Source organism: Curtobacterium sp. KBS0715, assembly GCF_005938005.2.
GTDB lineage: Bacteria > Actinomycetota > Actinomycetes > Actinomycetales > Microbacteriaceae > Curtobacterium > Curtobacterium flaccumfaciens.
The window spans coordinates 3,095,353-3,111,195 of the sequence record NZ_VCCA02000001.1 but is presented as its reverse complement, the minus strand read 5'-3'; the positions used below and the strand labels follow the sequence as shown (position 1 = coordinate 3,111,195).

Sequence of the window (15,843 nt, the reverse complement as noted above, 5' to 3'; positions counted from 1 at the left end):
TCAGGAGACCAGTTCGCGGCCCTCGGCGAAGGCGACCAGCTCGTCGACCCCGGCGGGGGAGAGGGCGTAGCCGATGGCGAGGGCCGCAGCTCCCTGCAGCGCGGCGAGGGACCCGGCGCGAGACTGCACGATGACGAGGTGCTCACTCGCCAGGGGCATCGAGCGGGAGTACACGACCTCGCGGACGCCGGCGAGCAGGTGCTCACCGGCCTGCGTGATCGAGCCGCCGAGTGCGATGACGGACGGGTTGATGAGCGAGATGCAGGTCGCCAGGACCTCGCCGATGTCCCGACCGGCCTGTCGGACGGCGTAGATCGCGTCGAGGTCCGACCGGTTCACCAGGTCGATCACGTCCGCACCCGTGTGCGCGTCGTGCCCCTTCGCGCGGAGTGCGCGGGCGATGGCCGGACCGGAGGCCACGGCCTCCAGGCAGCCGGTGTTGCCGCAGTGGCAGGGGACGTCGCCGGCGCGGGAGACCCGAACGTGGCCGATGTCACCCGCGGTGCCCTGGGCGCCGCGCTGCAGCCGGCCCTCGGAGACGATGCCGGACCCGATGCCAGTGGCGACCTTCACGAACAGCAGGTGGTCGACGTCCGGCCAGCCGTGCTCCCGCTCACCGAGGGCAGCGATGTTGACGTCGTTGTCGAGCAGCACGTGGGCGGCGATGTGCTGACGGAGCCACGAGGGCACGTCGAAGCCGTCCCAACCGGGCATGATCGGCGGGTTGGCCGGGCGGCCGGTGGAGAACTCGACGGGCCCGGGGACCCCGATCCCGATCGCGATGACGTCCTGTCGGCTGCGCCCGACCTCGGCGAGCAGGTCGTCGATCGTCTCGACGAGCCAGGACAGGGTCGGCACCGGACCGGCGGCGATGTCGATCCGGGCCTCGCGGGTGGCGAGCGGTGCCGCGACCAGGTCGGTGACGGCGACGCGACCGTGCGAGGCGCCGAGGTCGGCGGCGATCACGAGGCGGGCGCGGGGCTTCAGCGCCACCTGGGCGGGCGGACGGCCGCCGGTGGAGACGGCGGTGTCCACGGCGCCGACCAACCCGATGTCGATCAGGGAGTCGAGGCGCACGCCGATGGTGGAGCGTGCGAGTCCTGTCAGTGCGGCGAGCTCGGCCCTGGTGCGCGGCACGCCGTCGCGGAGGATCTGGAAGAGCTCGCTCGTCCCGACCGGAGGCGACGCTGCCGTCCGGTTCAAGTCGACCATGTGGGGAGTGAAGCACACATCGTTCGCGCCACGCAATGAAGTCCGTCGACATTCCTCGGACTTCTGCTTGACCGCCGACAAAAGTGCTCGTAGTGTGACGATCGGTCAGTGACGACCGCACCATCTCGACGAGGAGAACCCCTGGTGACCCAACCGCTCTCGGTCCAGCTCTACACGGTCCGCGATGCCCTCAGTGCTGATCTGCCCGGCACCCTGCAGCGCATCGCCGACATCGGCTACACGAACGTCGAGGCCTTCGGCTTCGTCGACAACGCCGACGAACTCGCCGCCGCCCTCCGCGACGCCGGCCTCGCCGCCCCGAGCGGCCACGCCCGTCTGCTGGACGCCGGCGAGCAGGACCTCGAGCGCATCTTCCACGCCTCCACCACCCTCGGCTTCGGGACCCTCATCGACCCGCACATCGACGAGTCCCGCTGGACCACCCGCGAGGACGTCGAGGCGATCGCCCGCGAACTCAGCGCCCTCGCCCCGCGCGCCGCCGACCACGGCCTGGTGCTCGGCTACCACAACCACGCGTTCGAGTTCTCGAACCGCATCGACGGTGTCAGCGCCTACGAGGTCTTCGCCGACGCCCTGTCCGACGAGGTCGTGCTCGAGCTCGACACCTACTGGGTGCAGGTCGGCGGGGACGACCCGGTCGCGGTCATCGGCAAGTACGGCGACAAGGTCCAGTTCCTGCACGTCAAGGACGGCGACGGCTCGCACGACGACAAGCAGCAGGTCGCCGTCGGCAACGGCATCATGCCGATCCGCGAGATCATCGCCGCGGCGCCCGACGCACTGCACGTCGTCGAGCTCGACGACCACGAGGGTGACGTCTTCCAGGCCGTCGCCGACTCCTACACGTTCCTCGAGGGGGCCCGCGCATGACCGACACCACGACCGCCGCCGCAACGGCGACCGACAGCGCCACCCGCACCGGCCCCGTCGGCGTCGGCGTCATCGGCGCCGGGGTCATCTCGGACCAGTACCTGTCGAACCTCACCGTCTTCCCCGACGTGACGGTCCGCTTCATCGCCGACATCGACCTGCCGCGCGCCGCCGCCCAGGCCGAGAAGTGGGGCGTCCCCGGATCGGGCACCGTCGAGGAGCTCCTGGCCGACGACGACATCGAGATCGTCGTGAACCTGACGATCCCGGCCGCCCACGTCGAGGTCGCGCTGCAGGCCCTGGCCGCAGGCAAGCACGTCTGGGGCGAGAAGCCCTACGCTCTCGACCGTGCCAGCGCCGCCGAGCTCCGCGACGCCGCGGCCGCCGCGGGCAAGACCGTCAGTGTCGCCCCGGACACGTTCCTCGGCGCCGGCCTGCAGACCGCGCTCCGCACCATCCGCGACGGCCGCATCGGCACCCCCCTGAACGGCCTGACGCTCTTCCAGAGCCCCGGCCCCGAGTCGTGGCACCCGAGCCCCGAGTTCCTCTTCGCCTACGGCGCCGGTCCGCTGTTCGACATCGGCCCGTACTACATCACCACCCTCGTCCAGACGTTCGGACCGGTGAAGAAGGTCACGGCGACGGCGTCGAAGTCCCGCGCCACCCGCACCATCGGCTCCGGACCGAAGGCCGGCACCGAGTTCCCGGTGGACGTCCCGACGAACCACTCCGCGCTGATCGAGTTCGAGAACGGCGGCAGCGCACAGAGCGTCTTCTCGTTCGAGTCCGACCGCGGCCGCACCGGCTTCGTCGAGATCGCGGGGGAGACCGGCACCGTCGTGTTCCCCGACCCGAACAACTTCGACGGCGACACCGAGCTGTACGCCCTCGGTTCCGAGGAGCCCGAGACGATCCCCGCGGTCGGCTCCACCTACTCGCGCGGCACCGGCGTGGTCGACCTGGCCCGCTCGCTGCGGGCCGGCGACGAGAACCGCGTCCCCGGTGCACTCGCCTTCCACGTCCTCGACGTGATGGTCTCCATCGCCGAGGCGGCAGAACGTGGCGAGGCGGTGCTCGTCGAGAGCACCGTGTCGCCCTCCCCGACCCTCCCCGAGGGCTGGGACCCCGCGGAACGCACCCTGGCCTGACCGCCGGGGCGCTGCCCGCAACCCACAGCAGCACCCGACCAGCACCATCCGCAGCACCAGCTCCACCTCTGCACCATCCCCTGCACCATCTCAACGACGAGAAAGTAGAGAGTCATGCGCACTGCCATCCGCGCACTGGCCATCACCGCGGCCGCCGCACTCACCGTGTCCGGCCTCGCAGCCTGCTCCTCCGGATCCTCCGGATCCGCCGGCGACTCCAAGACGCTCACCTACTGGGCGTCCAACCAGGGCACGTCCCTGCAGAACGACAAGGAGGTGCTGACCCCCGTCCTCAAGAAGTTCACCAAGGAGACCGGCATCAAGGTCGACCTCCAGGTCATCGGCTGGAACGACCTGCAGAACAAGATCCAGACCGCCGTCACCTCGGGCCAGGGCCCGGACGTCGTCAACATCGGCAACACCTGGGCGACCTCGCTCCAGGCCACCGGCGCCTTCCAGGAGTTCGGTGACGCCGAGATGAAGGCGATCGGCGGCGAGGACAAGTTCGGCAAGGTCGCCCTGTCCACCGGTGGCGCGCCCGACAAGACGGTCACGAGCGTCCCGCTCTACGGCCTCGCCTACGGCCTGTACTACAACAAGAAGATGCTGTCGGACGCCGGCATCACCCCGCCCACCACGTGGGAGGAGATGGTCTCCGACGCCGAGAAGCTGACCAAGGGTGACACCTACGGCTTCAGCCTCGCGGGTGGTTCGTACACCGAGAACTCGCACTTCGCGTTCATCAACTCGGCGCAGAACGGCGGCGAGTGGTTCGACAAGGACGGCAAGCCGACCTTCACCTCGAAGGCCAACGTCGACGGCATCAAGCGCTACCTCGACCTGATGCAGGACTCGAAGGTCGCGAACCTGTCGAACGCGCAGTACGACAACGCGACGCAGTCCACCACGGACTTCGCGAAGAAGAAGGCCGCGTTCATCCTCAACCAGAACAACGCGAACGCGACCATCGAGTCCCTCGGCATGAAGTCGGACGAGTACGGCGTCGTGGCGCTGCCCGCCCCGAGCGGTGGCGAGCAGATCGCCTCGTTCCCGGCTGGCATCAACCTGTCGGTCTTCAAGAACACGAAGAACAAGGAAGGCGCGCTCAAGTTCGTCAAGTACATGACGAGCATGGACACGCAGACGACGCTGGACAAGCCGTACTCGGCCCTGCCGGTGCTCGCCGAGGCTGCTGACTCCGTCACGGACGAGCAGACGAAGACGTTCCTCGACATCTACAACAACAAGGCGAAGCCGCTTCCGCTGGTGCCCGCCGAGGACCAGTTCGAGTCCACGGTCGGCAAGGCGATGAACGACATGTTCGCCAAGATCGCGACCGGTTCCAAGGTCTCCGAGGCCGACATCAAGTCGGCACTGCAGACCGCCCAGGACCAGGTGTCCCAGGCCGCCGGTTGATCCACCCTGGAGGCCCGGGTCGCGTCCGACGGACGCGCCCGGGCCTCCGCCCCTGACGTTCCAGGGCCGACCACCCGTCGGCCGTGAGGCACACGCCCCACGCACCCCGCGCCTCCCGGCCGCTGCCACGGCCCGCGCGGACCGCACCTGCACGCCCCTCCTGCCGAAAGGCCCCACCAGATGTCCACGACGGTCCTGCCCGACTCGGAGCGCATCGACCTGACGCACACGAAGGCCCCGACGATGTCGGGCCGTCCGCCAGGTCGCAAGCGCAAGACCCACTGGCTGCCCTACGCGCTCGTCGCGCCGGCCATCCTGTTCGAGCTGCTCATCCACATCGTCCCGATGCTCACCGGCATCTGGATCTCGTTCATCCAGCTCACCAAGTACTTCATCGCGAACTGGGGTGCCGCGCCCTTCGCCGGGTTCCGGAACTACCAGGTCGTCGTCGACTTCGACCAGGCGATCGGCCGCGGGGTCCTCAACTCGTTCCTCATCACGTGCGCCTTCACGGTCCTCGTGGTCGGGCTCTCCTGGACCTTCGGCATGGCCGCAGCGGTCGCGCTGCAGAAGCCGTTCGCCGGACGCGGGCTCTTCCGCACCCTGTTCCTGGTGCCCTACGCGCTGCCGATGTACGCCGGTGTGATCACCTGGAAGTTCATGTTCCAGCGTGACTCCGGGGCCCTGAACCACCTGCTCGTCGACCAGCTGCACCTGTTCGGCGGGAACGCCCCGTTCTGGCTCATCGGCAACAACGCCTTCGTCGCCGTCGTCGTCGTGGCGATCTGGAAGACCTGGCCGTTCGCGTTCCTGATGCTCATGGCCGGGCTGCAGTCCGTCCCGAACGACGTCTACGAGGCCGCCTCGGTCGACGGTGCCAAGCCGTTCCGCCAGTGGCGCTCGATCACGCTGCCGATGGTCCGCCCGGTCAACGTGACGCTCGTGCTCGTGATGTTCCTGTGGACGTTCAACGACTTCAACACGCCGTTCGTGCTGTTCGGCTCGACCGCCCAGCCGCCCGCCGCGGACCTGCTGAGCTTCCACATCTACAACGCGTCGTTCATCACCTGGAACTTCGGTTCCGGTGCCGCGATGAGCGTCCTGCTCCTGCTCTTCCTGCTCGTCGTCACCGGCATCTACCTCGCCGTGACCAACCGGAGGTCCGTCCGTGCGTGAGACAACTGGCGCCAAGTCCTTCAAGATCATCACCCTGGTCGTCCTGACGCTGTTCACGGTCGTACCGCTCTACGTGATGATCACCACGGCCATCAAGCCCCTCGGCGACGTGCAGGACAACTTCACGTGGATCCCGTCGAGGATCACCTTCCAGCCGTTCATCGACATGTGGTCGACGGTGCCGCTCGGCCGGTACTTCGTCAACTCGCTCGTGGTCTGCACGGTGGCGACGGTGTTCTCGCTGATCATCGCGACCTTCGCCGCCTACGGTGTCTCGCGTTGGAACTTCAAGGGCAAGAGCACCTTCACCACCGCGGTGCTCTCCACGCAGATGTTCCCCGGCGTGCTGTTCCTGCTGCCGCTGTTCCTGATCTTCACGAACCTCGGCAACACCCTGGGCATCCAGCTCGTCGGGTCGTGGCTCGGCCTGATCATCACGTACCTGACCTTCACGCTGCCGTTCTCGATCTGGATGCTGGCCGGGTACTTCGAGACCATCCCGCGCGAGCTCGACGAGGCCGCGATGGTCGACGGTTCGGGCCCGATGGGTGCGCTGTTCCGGGTCATCCTGCCGTCGGCCCGCCCGGGTCTGGTGGCGGTCGGGATCTACTCGTTCATGACGGCCTGGGGTGAGGTCCTCTTCGCCTCGGTCATGACGAACGGCCTCGGTTCGACCCTGGCGGTCGGTCTCCAGCAGTACTCGACGCAGACGAACGTGTACTGGAACCAGGTCATGGCGGCATCGCTCGTCGTGTCGATCCCGGTCGTGGCCGCGTTCCTCGTGGTCCAGCGCCAGTTCGTCGCCGGCCTGACCGCGGGTGCCGTGAAGTAGGCGGAGGCCCCTTCCGCAAAACACCGGTGTTCGCGCTCGACGCCCCCGCATGACGCGGTGCGCAGCGTGAACACCGGTGTTTTGCCGTTCCCCACCGACCCCACGACCCCGACCACCCGACGACCGACAGGATGGAACCATGAGCGACGAGACCCGAGGGCGGCAGCTGCTGCCCGGACAGACCAGCCGCGTGCACGTGTACGACGTCGAGTCCCGCACCTCGCGGCTTGTGTTCGAGTCGGCCACGGTGCTCGTCGAGGCGCCGAACGTCCTGGACGCCCAGACCCTGGTGCTGAACGGCGACGGCGACCTGTGGCTGCTGCGGCTGCCGTCGGCCGACAGCGGCACCGTCCTCGACGAGACCGCGCTCGTGCCGGTGCCGATGGACGGCGTCGACGAGATCAACAACGACCACGTGCTCGAGCCGTCCGGCAGCTCCATCGTGGTGAGCGCCCGCGACGGCGAGCTCTACCGCGTCCCGCTGCCCGAGGGCGGTCCCGCGACCCGGATCACCGACGTCGCAGCGGCCCTCCCAACCAAGCGGAAGTTCTACCTGCACGGCATCGCCCCGGACGGCAGCGCCCTCGCCGCGATCGTGGGGGAGCTGTCCGAGGACGGCGTCTGGACGACCGACGTCGCGATGGTCGACCCGGAGACCGGCGAGCCGACGTTCGTCACGCGGGACGAGCACCCCGACGACGGCTGCACCATCAGTCCGGCCGGCGGGATCCTGCTCTGGAACACGGAGCGGTTCACCCCCGGCACCGCGCAGCTGGCCGTGCGCTGGCCCGGGCACGACAGCCCGGTCCGCCTGACGAACGACGACCGGGTGAACTGGTTCCCGCACCTGTCGCCGGACGGCTCGCACCTGCTGTACCTGTCGTACGAGCCCGGCGTGCAGGGCCACCCGGCGGACCACCGCGTCGAACTCCGGCTGCTGCCGGGGTCGCTCGTCCGCGGCGCTCGGATCGCGGTCCAGCCGGAGACCCTGGTGGCACTCGACGGTGGGCAGGGGACGGTCAACGTGCCGCCGTGGGCCCCCGACTCGGCGTGGTTCTCGTACTGCGACTACCCGGTGGCGGGGTAGCGGCGGCGTCCTGCGGCGCCGGGGGCGGCGGCGTCCTCACGCGCTGCGCGACAGTCCACGCGCCACCGGACGCGTGGACTGTCGCTCAGCGCGAAACGCGGACGGACACCCCGCCGCCCGCCGCCCCGCCGCCCCGCTAGACCTCGCGGACCTGCCCCTGCTTGATGTGCAGGCGACGCTCGGCACGCTTCGCGACCCACGAGTCGTGCGTGACGATGACGACGGTCAGCCCGCGCTCCCGCCACTGCTTCTCGATGAGCGCCATGATCTCGTCGCGGGTCGACTCGTCGAGCGCACCCGTCGGCTCGTCGGCGAGCAGCACGCTCGGGTTCTTCACCAGCGCCCGGGCGATCGCCACGCGCTGCTGCTGCCCGCCGGACAGCTCGGCCGGCAGGTGCTCCATCCGCTCACCCAGTCCGACCTCGCGGAGGGCGGCGACCGCACGCTCGCGGACCTCGGTCCGTGACCGGTTCGCGAGCGACCCCGCGAACGCCGTCTCGACGTTCTCGAGGGCCGTCAGCGTCGGGATCAGGTTGAAGCTCTGGAACACGAAGCCGATCTCGGTCGCCCGCAGGTCGGTCAGCGCGCCGTCGCCGAGCTTCGCCACGTCGCGGTCGCCACCGAGGTGGATCGACCCGGCACTCGGCCGGTCGAGCGCTCCGAGCATCTGCAGCAGCGTCGACTTCCCGCCGCCGGTCGGCCCCTGGACGGCCACGAGTTGCCCCTGCGGGATCGTCAGGTGGACGTTCGTCAGGGCGGTGACGGTCCGGTTCTTCTGCTGGTAGGTCTTGCTGACGTTCGTCAGCCGGTACATCGGACTGGAGGCACGGCTCGCCTCCGCCTCGCCGGTCGCGGTGTCGGTGCTGGTCACGGTTGCTCCTGTCGTCGGTTCGGTCGTGTCGGTGCGCCCGGGCATCAGGCCACGCTCCGGAGCGCCTCGGCCGGACGGAGCCGGCTCGCCCGCCAGCCGCCGAGCGCGCCGGCGATGAGGCCGCCGAGGATCGCCAGGCCGATCGCCAGCAGGATGATCTCGACGGTCACCGGGGCGTGCAGGACCACGTCGGTCGTCGACGCCGTGCTCGCGCCGCCGCCGAAGCCCCCGGCCGGTGCACCGCCCGTCGTGCCGCTGCCCGCGGCCGCGGTCGCTGCGCCGCCGGGCATGCCACCACCGCCACCGGCACCCCCGCCGGTCGTGCTCGAGGCGCTCGCCGAGATCGTCGGACTGATGACGTTCACGACGAGGATGCCGATCAGGCCGGCCGCGGCGCCGAGCACGCCGCCGATCAGGCCCTGCACCAGGGACTCGCCTGCCACCTGTCGGGTGATGCGGCCGTTCGACCAGCCGATCGCCTTGAGGGTCCCGAACTCGCGGGTGCGGCGGGTCACGCCGGAGATCGTGAAGAGGATCGCGATGAGGAACGCCGCGGCGAGCACGACGATCGACAGCCACCTGCCGAGGTTCGAGACGAGGCTCGACGCGGTGCTGAGCGACCCGGACACGCTCGAGGCCAGGTCGGCCTCGGTGGAGACGGTGGCGCTCGTCAGCTTCGCCTGCAGTGCGGACTTGATGGTGCTGACGTCGGAGGACGACTCGGCGGAGACGGAGATCGAGGTGACCTTGCCGTCGAGGTCGGCCAGCGCCTGTGCGGTGTCGAGCGGGATGTAGGTGTTCGAGCCCGTGGTCGAGGCCGAGCCGGTGGAGCTGACGATGCCGATGACGGTGAAGTCCGTGCCGCCGATGTCGACGGTGTCGCCGACCGCCTTCGACTCGCTCTTCGCGTACGACGCATCGAGCACGACGACGTCCTTGCCCGCGTCCTTCGCGGCGAAGGTGCGCCCCTTCGTGAGCTCGGTGCTCGTGAGCGGACCGACCGTCGCGCCGGAAACCGGGATGCCGGTCACCGTGAACGAGTCGACGCTGAACGACCCACCGCCGAACCCGCCGCCACCGCCGGTGTCCCCGCTCGGCGGGCCCTGCTGGGTCGTGCTGTCGCTGCTGGAGTCGCCGCTGCTGTCCGTGCTGCTGTCGTCGGTCGACTGCTGCTGGACCTGGCCGGAGAACGTGCTGTTCTCGAGGGTCAGCACACCCGTCGCGGCCTTGACGCCGTCGGTGCTCGTGATGGTGGACAGGTTCGCGGCGTCCAGGGTGCTCGTGCCGCGCGCGACCGCGAGCCGCGACTGCGACAGGTCGGTCGAACCGCTGTCGTCGTCGCTGTCGCCCTGGCTGCCGAAGTCGAAGCTCGGACGCCCGCCGTTCGTCGACGCCGTCGCGGTCTTGGTGACGGTGATGTCGGTGCCGACGCCGTAGACGGACTGCAGGACGCTCGACTGCGCTGCCTGCACGCCACCCGAGATCGACGACACGATCACCACGAGGGCGATGGCCAGGGCCATCCCGATCGCGATGATGACCGTCTGCTTCTTGCGGTTCGTGAGTTCGCGCCTGAGGTAGGTCAGGAACATGGTTCTCCTCGGTGGTGGCCGGCTGGGGTCACCGGCCGCGCAGAGCACGCGGCGGGGCCGACGGAGGAGAACCTAGGCACGCTGTCGATGACCGGCCCATCGCGCACCTATGTGCCGGCTAAGGGCGCATCAGCCGACGTCGCCGTACCGCTGGCGCAGGTGCTCCGCGTACCCGCCGGGGGTCCGGCCGGCGAAACGCCCGCTCGTCACCACCGGCAGGTCGACGGTGGCGTCCACCCGGAAGCCGAGCGCCCGCGCCCGGGCCACCAGCCGCGCGTCCTCGTGCTCGGGCACGGGGTCGAACCCGCCGAGGCTGACGTACGCCGCGGCGAGCACGCCGAGGTTCGCGCCGTGCACGTGGCCGAGGGCAGCACCGGGCGGGTGCGCCAGCCTCCAGCGGTCGAGCACCGCGGGCGCCAGGTCATCCGGGTCCGGGACGACGGCGCCGACGAGCACCTGCGCACCGGACGCCAGGGCGTCGGACTGCTGGACGAGCCACCGTTCGTGCACCCGCGAATCGGCGTCGGTGTGGGCGAGCCACCGGGCCGCCGGGTCACCGTCGTGCGCACGGAGGGCGTGCGTCGCCCCGATGGTCCGTGCCCGACCGACCCCGACACGGTCCGTGGTCAGGACGTCGACCGGGTACCGCTCGACCACCGAAGCGGTGCCGTCCGTGCAGCCGTCGAGCACCACCGTGACGGCGGCGTCGACTCCGGGTCGCTCCGCGGCGAGCCGGCCGACGGCCACCAGGAGCGCGTCGAGGCACGCGGCGATCCGGTCCGCCTCGTCGTGCGCGGGGACGACGACGTCGATGCGCGCACGCGGTCCCGGTCGGGTCACCGGACGATCCCCTCGGCCCGGGCCACCGAGGTGACCGCCGGGCCGGGCAGGACGCTCAGCACGAAGTCCTCCTCCACGTGCCGGAGCAGAGCGGGACGCGGCCACCGTTCGGTCAGCCGCGCGTCCACCGCGTCACCGCTCGACACGGCCTCGTCGTCGGGGTGCCGCCAGTGGCAGGCCACGAGCACGCCGTCGTCGTCGAGCGACCCGAGCACACGGTCGATCGTCGCGTCGAGGTCGGCGGGCGACAGGTAGTACCCGACCTCGGACATCACCACCAGGTCCCAGCGCCCGTCCGGCCACTCCGCCGGCAGGGCCGCCTGCACGAACCGCGCGGTCGGGGCACGGCGGGCAGCACGCTCCAGCGGTGCCGCCGAGATGTCGGTGCCGAGCACGTCGTCCGCACGTTCGGCGAGGGCGGCCGTCAGGACCCCGGTGGCACAGCCGAGCTCGAGCGCCGACCGGTAGCGCGGGCGGGGGAGCGCCGCCAGCGTCACGGCCCGCTTGCGCTGCTCGTACCAGGACCCGTCGAAGTCCCACCCCTCGGGCTTCCGGTCGTAGTGGGCGTCGAACGACTCGCGAGACCGCGACGGGGCCGACCCCGGCGCGAAGAACCACTCCGTCGTCCGCAGGTGGTGGGCGGCGTGCCGGTCGTCGACGATCGCCTCGTCCCCCGGCGCGGGCGACAGGGGCCGGGTCTGCGACGGGTAGGCGTCGAGGGCGGCACGCTTCCGGGCGACGAGGTCGTCGGGCAACGACAGGGCCCGGACGTCGTCCCACGGCGCGACGGAGCGGTCCGGGTCGTCCCAGTGCCAGGCCCAGACCGGGTACGCGAGCAGGTCGACGTCGGCGGCGCTCGCCGCGGCGGCCTCGGCGACCTCGCCGGCGATGCGGTGGTCGCGGTGCCCGTCCCCGTGCCACGGCGCGACGAGCAGCACGGGGCGGGCGGCGCCGGCGAGCACCGTGTCGAGGGTGTCGACGACACGGTCCCGGTGTTCGCGGGTCGCGCCGTCCGGGATCCCCACCGAGGTCGACGTCACGTCGGGGTGCAGGGTGCGCAGGGCCGCCACGAACTCGTCGTCACGGGCGGCGGCGAGCGCCTCCGGGGTCGTCGTGGGGGAGTCCGGGTGGGAGCGCTCGCCGCGGGTGAGCAGCAGCACGTGCACGGGGACGCCGGCGTCTGCGGCGGCCGCGATCAGGCCACCGGCGCCGAGGGTCTCGTCGTCGGGGTGCGGTGCGACGACCACCACCGATCCGGTGCCGGCCAGGTCGATCGCCGGTGCGTCCAGGCCGTCGAGGAACCCCGTCCACGCCGCCGGGTCGGTGCCCGGCTCACGGTGGTCGAAGCTCACCACGCGACACCGCCCCGCTCGAGCACCATGCGGCCGATCCGGGCCAGGTCGCGGGCTCCGTGGTCCTGCAGGACGTAGAGCTCGAGGTCGGCGACCCGCGCGGCGACGGCGGCGTCGGCGGTCAGCGGAGCCGGGCCGATCGTGGCGACCACCCGCTCACGCACGGCGTCGACCGATCGGCGCACCCGCGACCGGACGGTCTGGGCGAGCAACCGCCAGTCGGTGTCGTCAGGACCCGTGTCGGACCCGTCGATCCGGGCTGCGGCGTCGGCGAGGGCGTCCTCGGCGTCGGCGAGGTCGGCCACGGTGGCGCCGAGGGCGGCCTGCAGCAGCTCGGACTCCGGGTGCGCGGCCGCGGTGTCGCGGAGCACCCGGGCGAGCCCGACCGCACCGCCCCACCAGCAGGCCGCGACGCCGATGCCGCCCCAGGCGAAGCCGGGACGGCGGAGGTACCAACCGGGAGCGCCGACGGGTCGTGCCCGGACGCCGTCGAAGTCGACCGGTCCGCTCGGCACGTCCGGCATGCCGCGTGCGACCCAGGCGTCGTCGTGCACGGTGACGCCGGGCTGTCGCAGGTCCACGGCGACGAGGACCCGCTCGTCGCCCAGGTGCGCGGTGACCAGGGCGTGCGAGAGCGTCGAGGCGAGCGAGCACCACGGCTTCGTGCCGTGCAGCAGGACCGTGCCGTCGTGCTGGGGCGCGGCATCGAGCCGGAGGCCCGGCCCCTCGGCGGCGAAGACGCCCCAGGTCGAGTTCTCCGGCGCGTCGACCCCGGCCTGTGCCAGGATCCCGAGCGCGTCCAGGTGCGGTTCGACGGTGCGGGCGGTGGCGACGTCCGCCGCGGCGACCGCGGCGAGCGTGCCGAAGAACCCGCCGGCCGTCCCGGCGGACAGGGGTGGGGTGGTGGCGGCGACCGCTCGCGCGACCGCGAGGCGGTCCGTCGGTGTCGAGCCGGGCCTCCCGGTCGTCCGTTCGATCCGCGCGGTGTCCAGGTGCCGGGCCGACGGGGGCCAGGCTGCAGATCGCAACATGCTCCCAACGTACGGAGCGGCACACGTGGACGTGTCCTCGATCCACAGAACGCACTGGGCCGTGCCACAGGCGACTCATAGGAACTTCTCGATACTCGAAGACGTGACCATCTCCCAGCCCGCAGCAGCCCCGCGCCTCACGCGTGCCGACGGAACCCCGTTGCGCATCCTGGTCGTCGACGACGAAGCCAGCCTCACCGACCTGTTGTCCATGGCGCTCCGCTACGAGGGCTGGGACGTCAAGAGCGCGAACGGCGGCCAGGACGCCCTGACGACCGCGCGGGAGTTCAAGCCCGACGCCATGGTGCTCGACGTGATGATGCCGGACCTCGACGGGCTGCAGGTGCTCAGCCGGCTGCGGCAGAACAACGACGACACCCCCGTGCTGTTCCTCACCGCGAAGGACTCCGTCGAGGACCGCGTGACCGGACTCACCGCGGGCGGCGACGACTACGTCACCAAGCCGTTCTCCCTCGAGGAGGTCGTGGCGCGTCTGCGCGGGCTCATCCGCCGCTCGCAGATCTCGATCTCCGAGGCCGGCGACTCCCGCATCGTGGTCGGCGACCTGGTGCTCGACGAGGAGTCGTACGAGGTCTCCCGTGCCGGCCGCCCCGTCGAGCTGACCGCCACCGAGTTCGAGCTGCTCCGGTTCCTGATGCGCAACCCCCGTCGGGTGCTCTCGAAGGCGCAGATCCTGGACCGCGTGTGGTCGTACGACTTCGGCGGCAAGTCGTCGGTCGTCGAGATCTACATCTCCTACCTGCGCAAGAAGATCGACGCCGGTGAGACCCCGATGATCCACACGGTGCGCGGCGTCGGGTACGTCATCAAGCCGACCTCGTGACCCTGCGGCGCCGGCTCGTCCTGAGCATCGTCGCCCTCGTCGTCGCCGTCAGCGCGGTGATCGGGGCGGCCAGCATCATCGCGCTCGCCTCGATCCAGACCAGCGCGATCGACAAGCAGATCACGAGCGCCACGCACCGGGCGCAGCGGTACCTGCAGCAGAACCAGTCGGGGCAGCCGAGCATCGACCTGTCCCGACCGTCCGGGCAGGCCGCCGGAACCCTGACCGCGTACTTCGTCGACGGGCAGGTCGTCATCGCGAACGTGCTCGACGACTACGGCCGCCCGAGCGGGGTCCCGCAGACGAGCGCCGAGGCACTGGGGTCCGTCCGTGTGGACGCCGACCCGGAGACGATCGACCTCGGCTCGGACGTCGGGCGCTACCGCCTCGCCGCCGTCAACGTCGGCCCGGCCGTCCTGGTCGTGGGGCTCCCGATGGCCCCCGTCTACGACAGCGTCTGGAAGCTCTTCGGGGTCGTCCTCGCCGTCGTGGCGACCGCACTGGTCGCCGGTTCGGTCGTCGCCGCGTTCGTGGTCCGGCAGTCGCTCCGACCGCTCGAGCGCGTCGCGGAGACCGCGTCCACCGTCGCGCGGATGCCGCTCGACCGCAGCGACGCCCTCGACGGTGTCCGCGTGCCCGACACCGACCCCCGAACCGAGGTCGGCCGGGTCGGCAGCGCGTTCAACCGCATGTTGGGGCACATCGGCAGTGCGATGCAGGCGCGGGAACGCTCGGAGCAGAAGGTGCGGCAGTTCGTCGCCGATGCCTCGCACGAGCTCCGGACCCCGCTCGCCTCGGTCCGCGGGTACGCCGAGCTCACCCGGCGCATGGGCGGCGACCTGCCGAAGGACGTCGTCTACGCGATGAGCCGCATCGAGTCCGAGTCCATCCGGATGACCTCGATGGTGGAGGACCTGCTGCTCCTCGCCCGGCTCGACGAAGGCCGCGAGATCCAGTTCGCCGAGGTCGACCTGACCGGTCTGGTGCTCGACGCGGTGAACGACGCACACGCCGCCTCGCCCGAACACCCCATCGAGGTCGACGTCCCGCCGGAGCCGGTGACCATCACGGGCGATGCCGCACGCCTGCACCAGGTCATCGTGAACCTCGTCACCAACGCCCGGACCCACACACCCGAGGGCACCCGCATCACGGTGGGCCTCGCGCCGGTCGACGGCGGAGTCGACCTGACCGTGCGCGACACCGGCCAGGGGATCGACCCGGAGTTCCTGCCGAAGCTGTTCGAGCGCTTCGCCCGGGCAGACAGCTCGCGGTCCCGCACGGTCGGGTCGACCGGCCTCGGGCTCGCCATCGTGGACGCGGTGGTGCAGGCGCACGGTGGCCGGGTCGAGGTCACGAGCGAGCCGGGAGACACCGTGTTCACGGTGCACCTTCCGCGCGACCCTGCTGCGGCTGCCGCCGCGGCGGGGGCTGTCGCGTCGTCGTCGGTTGACCCTGCCGGGTCCGCGGACTGGTCGGCGACACCCGCTGCGGTGGACCGTCCCCACTGACGGTCGGGAGGCGCGGGGCAGGGCCGCCCCGCGCCTCCAG

Annotated in this window: 14 protein-coding genes; 8 read left to right on the top strand and 6 right to left on the bottom strand. The window is 71.1% G+C overall.

Annotation, left to right across the window (positions count from 1 at the left end):
• Positions 1-1,212 (bottom strand): ROK family transcriptional regulator, encoded by a 1,212-nt coding sequence (locus FFG40_RS14680; protein WP_027466368.1) that lies wholly within the window; start codon positions 1,210-1,212, stop codon positions 1-3.
• Between the two features lie 144 nt (positions 1,213-1,356).
• Here FFG40_RS14680 and FFG40_RS14675 point away from each other — a divergent pair, with 144 nt between their 5' ends.
• The 6 genes from FFG40_RS14675 (at position 1,357) to FFG40_RS14650 (ending at position 7,762) form a co-directional block, all read left to right on the top strand.
• Positions 1,357-2,103, top strand: coding sequence for a sugar phosphate isomerase/epimerase (locus FFG40_RS14675; protein ID WP_138803848.1), 747 nt, complete (start codon positions 1,357-1,359; stop codon positions 2,101-2,103).
• Positions 2,100-3,251 carry a Gfo/Idh/MocA family protein gene (locus FFG40_RS14670; protein WP_138803847.1) on the top strand — a complete coding sequence of 384 codons (1,152 nt, stop codon included), beginning with the start codon at positions 2,100-2,102 and terminating at the stop codon, positions 3,249-3,251. The genes FFG40_RS14675 and FFG40_RS14670 overlap by 4 nt, the downstream gene beginning before the upstream one ends.
• Before the next feature lie 114 nt (positions 3,252-3,365).
• Positions 3,366-4,667, top strand: coding sequence for a sugar ABC transporter substrate-binding protein (locus tag FFG40_RS14665; RefSeq protein WP_138803846.1), 1,302 nt, complete (start codon positions 3,366-3,368; stop codon positions 4,665-4,667).
• A gap of 180 nt (positions 4,668-4,847) precedes the next feature.
• A complete protein-coding gene (locus FFG40_RS14660) occupies positions 4,848-5,843 on the top strand; it encodes a carbohydrate ABC transporter permease (protein ID WP_138803845.1) in 996 nt (331 codons plus the stop codon).
• Entirely contained in the window at positions 5,836-6,675 is an 840-nt protein-coding gene (locus FFG40_RS14655) for a carbohydrate ABC transporter permease (RefSeq protein ID WP_027466373.1), read from the top strand. Before FFG40_RS14660 ends, FFG40_RS14655 begins: the two co-directional genes overlap by 8 nt.
• A 139-nt stretch (positions 6,676-6,814) precedes the next feature.
• Complete coding sequence (locus tag FFG40_RS14650; RefSeq protein WP_138803844.1) at positions 6,815-7,762, top strand: biopolymer transporter Tol; 948 nt, start codon at positions 6,815-6,817, stop codon at positions 7,760-7,762.
• Positions 7,763-7,898: 136 nt separating this feature from the next.
• Here FFG40_RS14650 and FFG40_RS14645 read toward each other — a convergent pair whose 3' ends face one another.
• From FFG40_RS14645 to FFG40_RS14625, 5 genes are all read right to left on the bottom strand, one after another.
• Positions 7,899-8,576: an ABC transporter ATP-binding protein gene (locus FFG40_RS14645; protein WP_138804031.1), complete on the bottom strand. Its 678-nt coding sequence runs from the start codon at positions 8,574-8,576 to the stop codon at positions 7,899-7,901.
• 101 nt (positions 8,577-8,677) lie between these two features.
• A complete protein-coding gene (locus tag FFG40_RS14640) occupies positions 8,678-10,225 on the bottom strand; it encodes an ABC transporter permease (RefSeq protein ID WP_138803843.1) in 1,548 nt (515 codons plus the stop codon).
• A gap of 129 nt (positions 10,226-10,354) precedes the next feature.
• Positions 10,355-11,065 carry a glycosyltransferase family 2 protein gene (locus tag FFG40_RS14635; RefSeq protein WP_138803842.1) on the bottom strand — a complete coding sequence of 237 codons (711 nt, stop codon included), beginning with the start codon at positions 11,063-11,065 and terminating at the stop codon, positions 10,355-10,357.
• Entirely contained in the window at positions 11,062-12,417 is a 1,356-nt protein-coding gene (locus tag FFG40_RS14630; protein ID WP_260678886.1) for a bifunctional PIG-L family deacetylase/class I SAM-dependent methyltransferase, read from the bottom strand. The genes FFG40_RS14635 and FFG40_RS14630 overlap by 4 nt, the downstream gene beginning before the upstream one ends.
• Entirely contained in the window at positions 12,414-13,448 is a 1,035-nt protein-coding gene (locus FFG40_RS14625) for an acyl-CoA dehydrogenase family protein (RefSeq protein WP_138803840.1), read from the bottom strand. Before FFG40_RS14625 ends, FFG40_RS14630 begins: the two co-directional genes overlap by 4 nt.
• 103 nt (positions 13,449-13,551) lie before the next feature.
• On the opposite strand from FFG40_RS14625, the gene FFG40_RS14620 reads away from it, so the two are divergent.
• The gene (locus tag FFG40_RS14620; RefSeq protein WP_138803839.1) at positions 13,552-14,292 is read left to right on the top strand and encodes a response regulator transcription factor; all 741 of its coding nucleotides are present in this window, start codon (positions 13,552-13,554) and stop codon (positions 14,290-14,292) included.
• Entirely contained in the window at positions 14,289-15,803 is a 1,515-nt protein-coding gene (locus FFG40_RS14615) for a cell wall metabolism sensor histidine kinase WalK (protein WP_185974200.1), read from the top strand. The genes FFG40_RS14620 and FFG40_RS14615 overlap by 4 nt, the downstream gene beginning before the upstream one ends.
• Positions 15,804-15,843: the final 40 nt, after the last annotated feature.

Bases quoted from the DNA above. Each gene is read 5' to 3' on its own strand.
- FFG40_RS14680 (WP_027466368.1), bottom strand. From the start codon at position 1,212: ATGGTCGACTTGAACCGGACGGCAGCGTCGCCTCCGGTCGGGACGAGC.
- FFG40_RS14670 (WP_138803847.1), top strand. From the start codon at position 2,100: ATGACCGACACCACGACCGCCGCCGCAACGGCGACCGACAGCGCCACC.
- FFG40_RS14665 (WP_138803846.1), top strand. From the start codon at position 3,366: ATGCGCACTGCCATCCGCGCACTGGCCATCACCGCGGCCGCCGCACTC.
- FFG40_RS14660 (WP_138803845.1), top strand. From the start codon at position 4,848: ATGTCCACGACGGTCCTGCCCGACTCGGAGCGCATCGACCTGACGCAC.
- FFG40_RS14650 (WP_138803844.1), top strand. From the start codon at position 6,815: ATGAGCGACGAGACCCGAGGGCGGCAGCTGCTGCCCGGACAGACCAGC.
- FFG40_RS14645 (WP_138804031.1), bottom strand. From the start codon at position 8,576: ATGTACCGGCTGACGAACGTCAGCAAGACCTACCAGCAGAAGAACCGG.
- FFG40_RS14640 (WP_138803843.1), bottom strand. From the start codon at position 10,225: ATGTTCCTGACCTACCTCAGGCGCGAACTCACGAACCGCAAGAAGCAG.
- FFG40_RS14625 (WP_138803840.1), bottom strand. From the start codon at position 13,448: ATGTTGCGATCTGCAGCCTGGCCCCCGTCGGCCCGGCACCTGGACACC.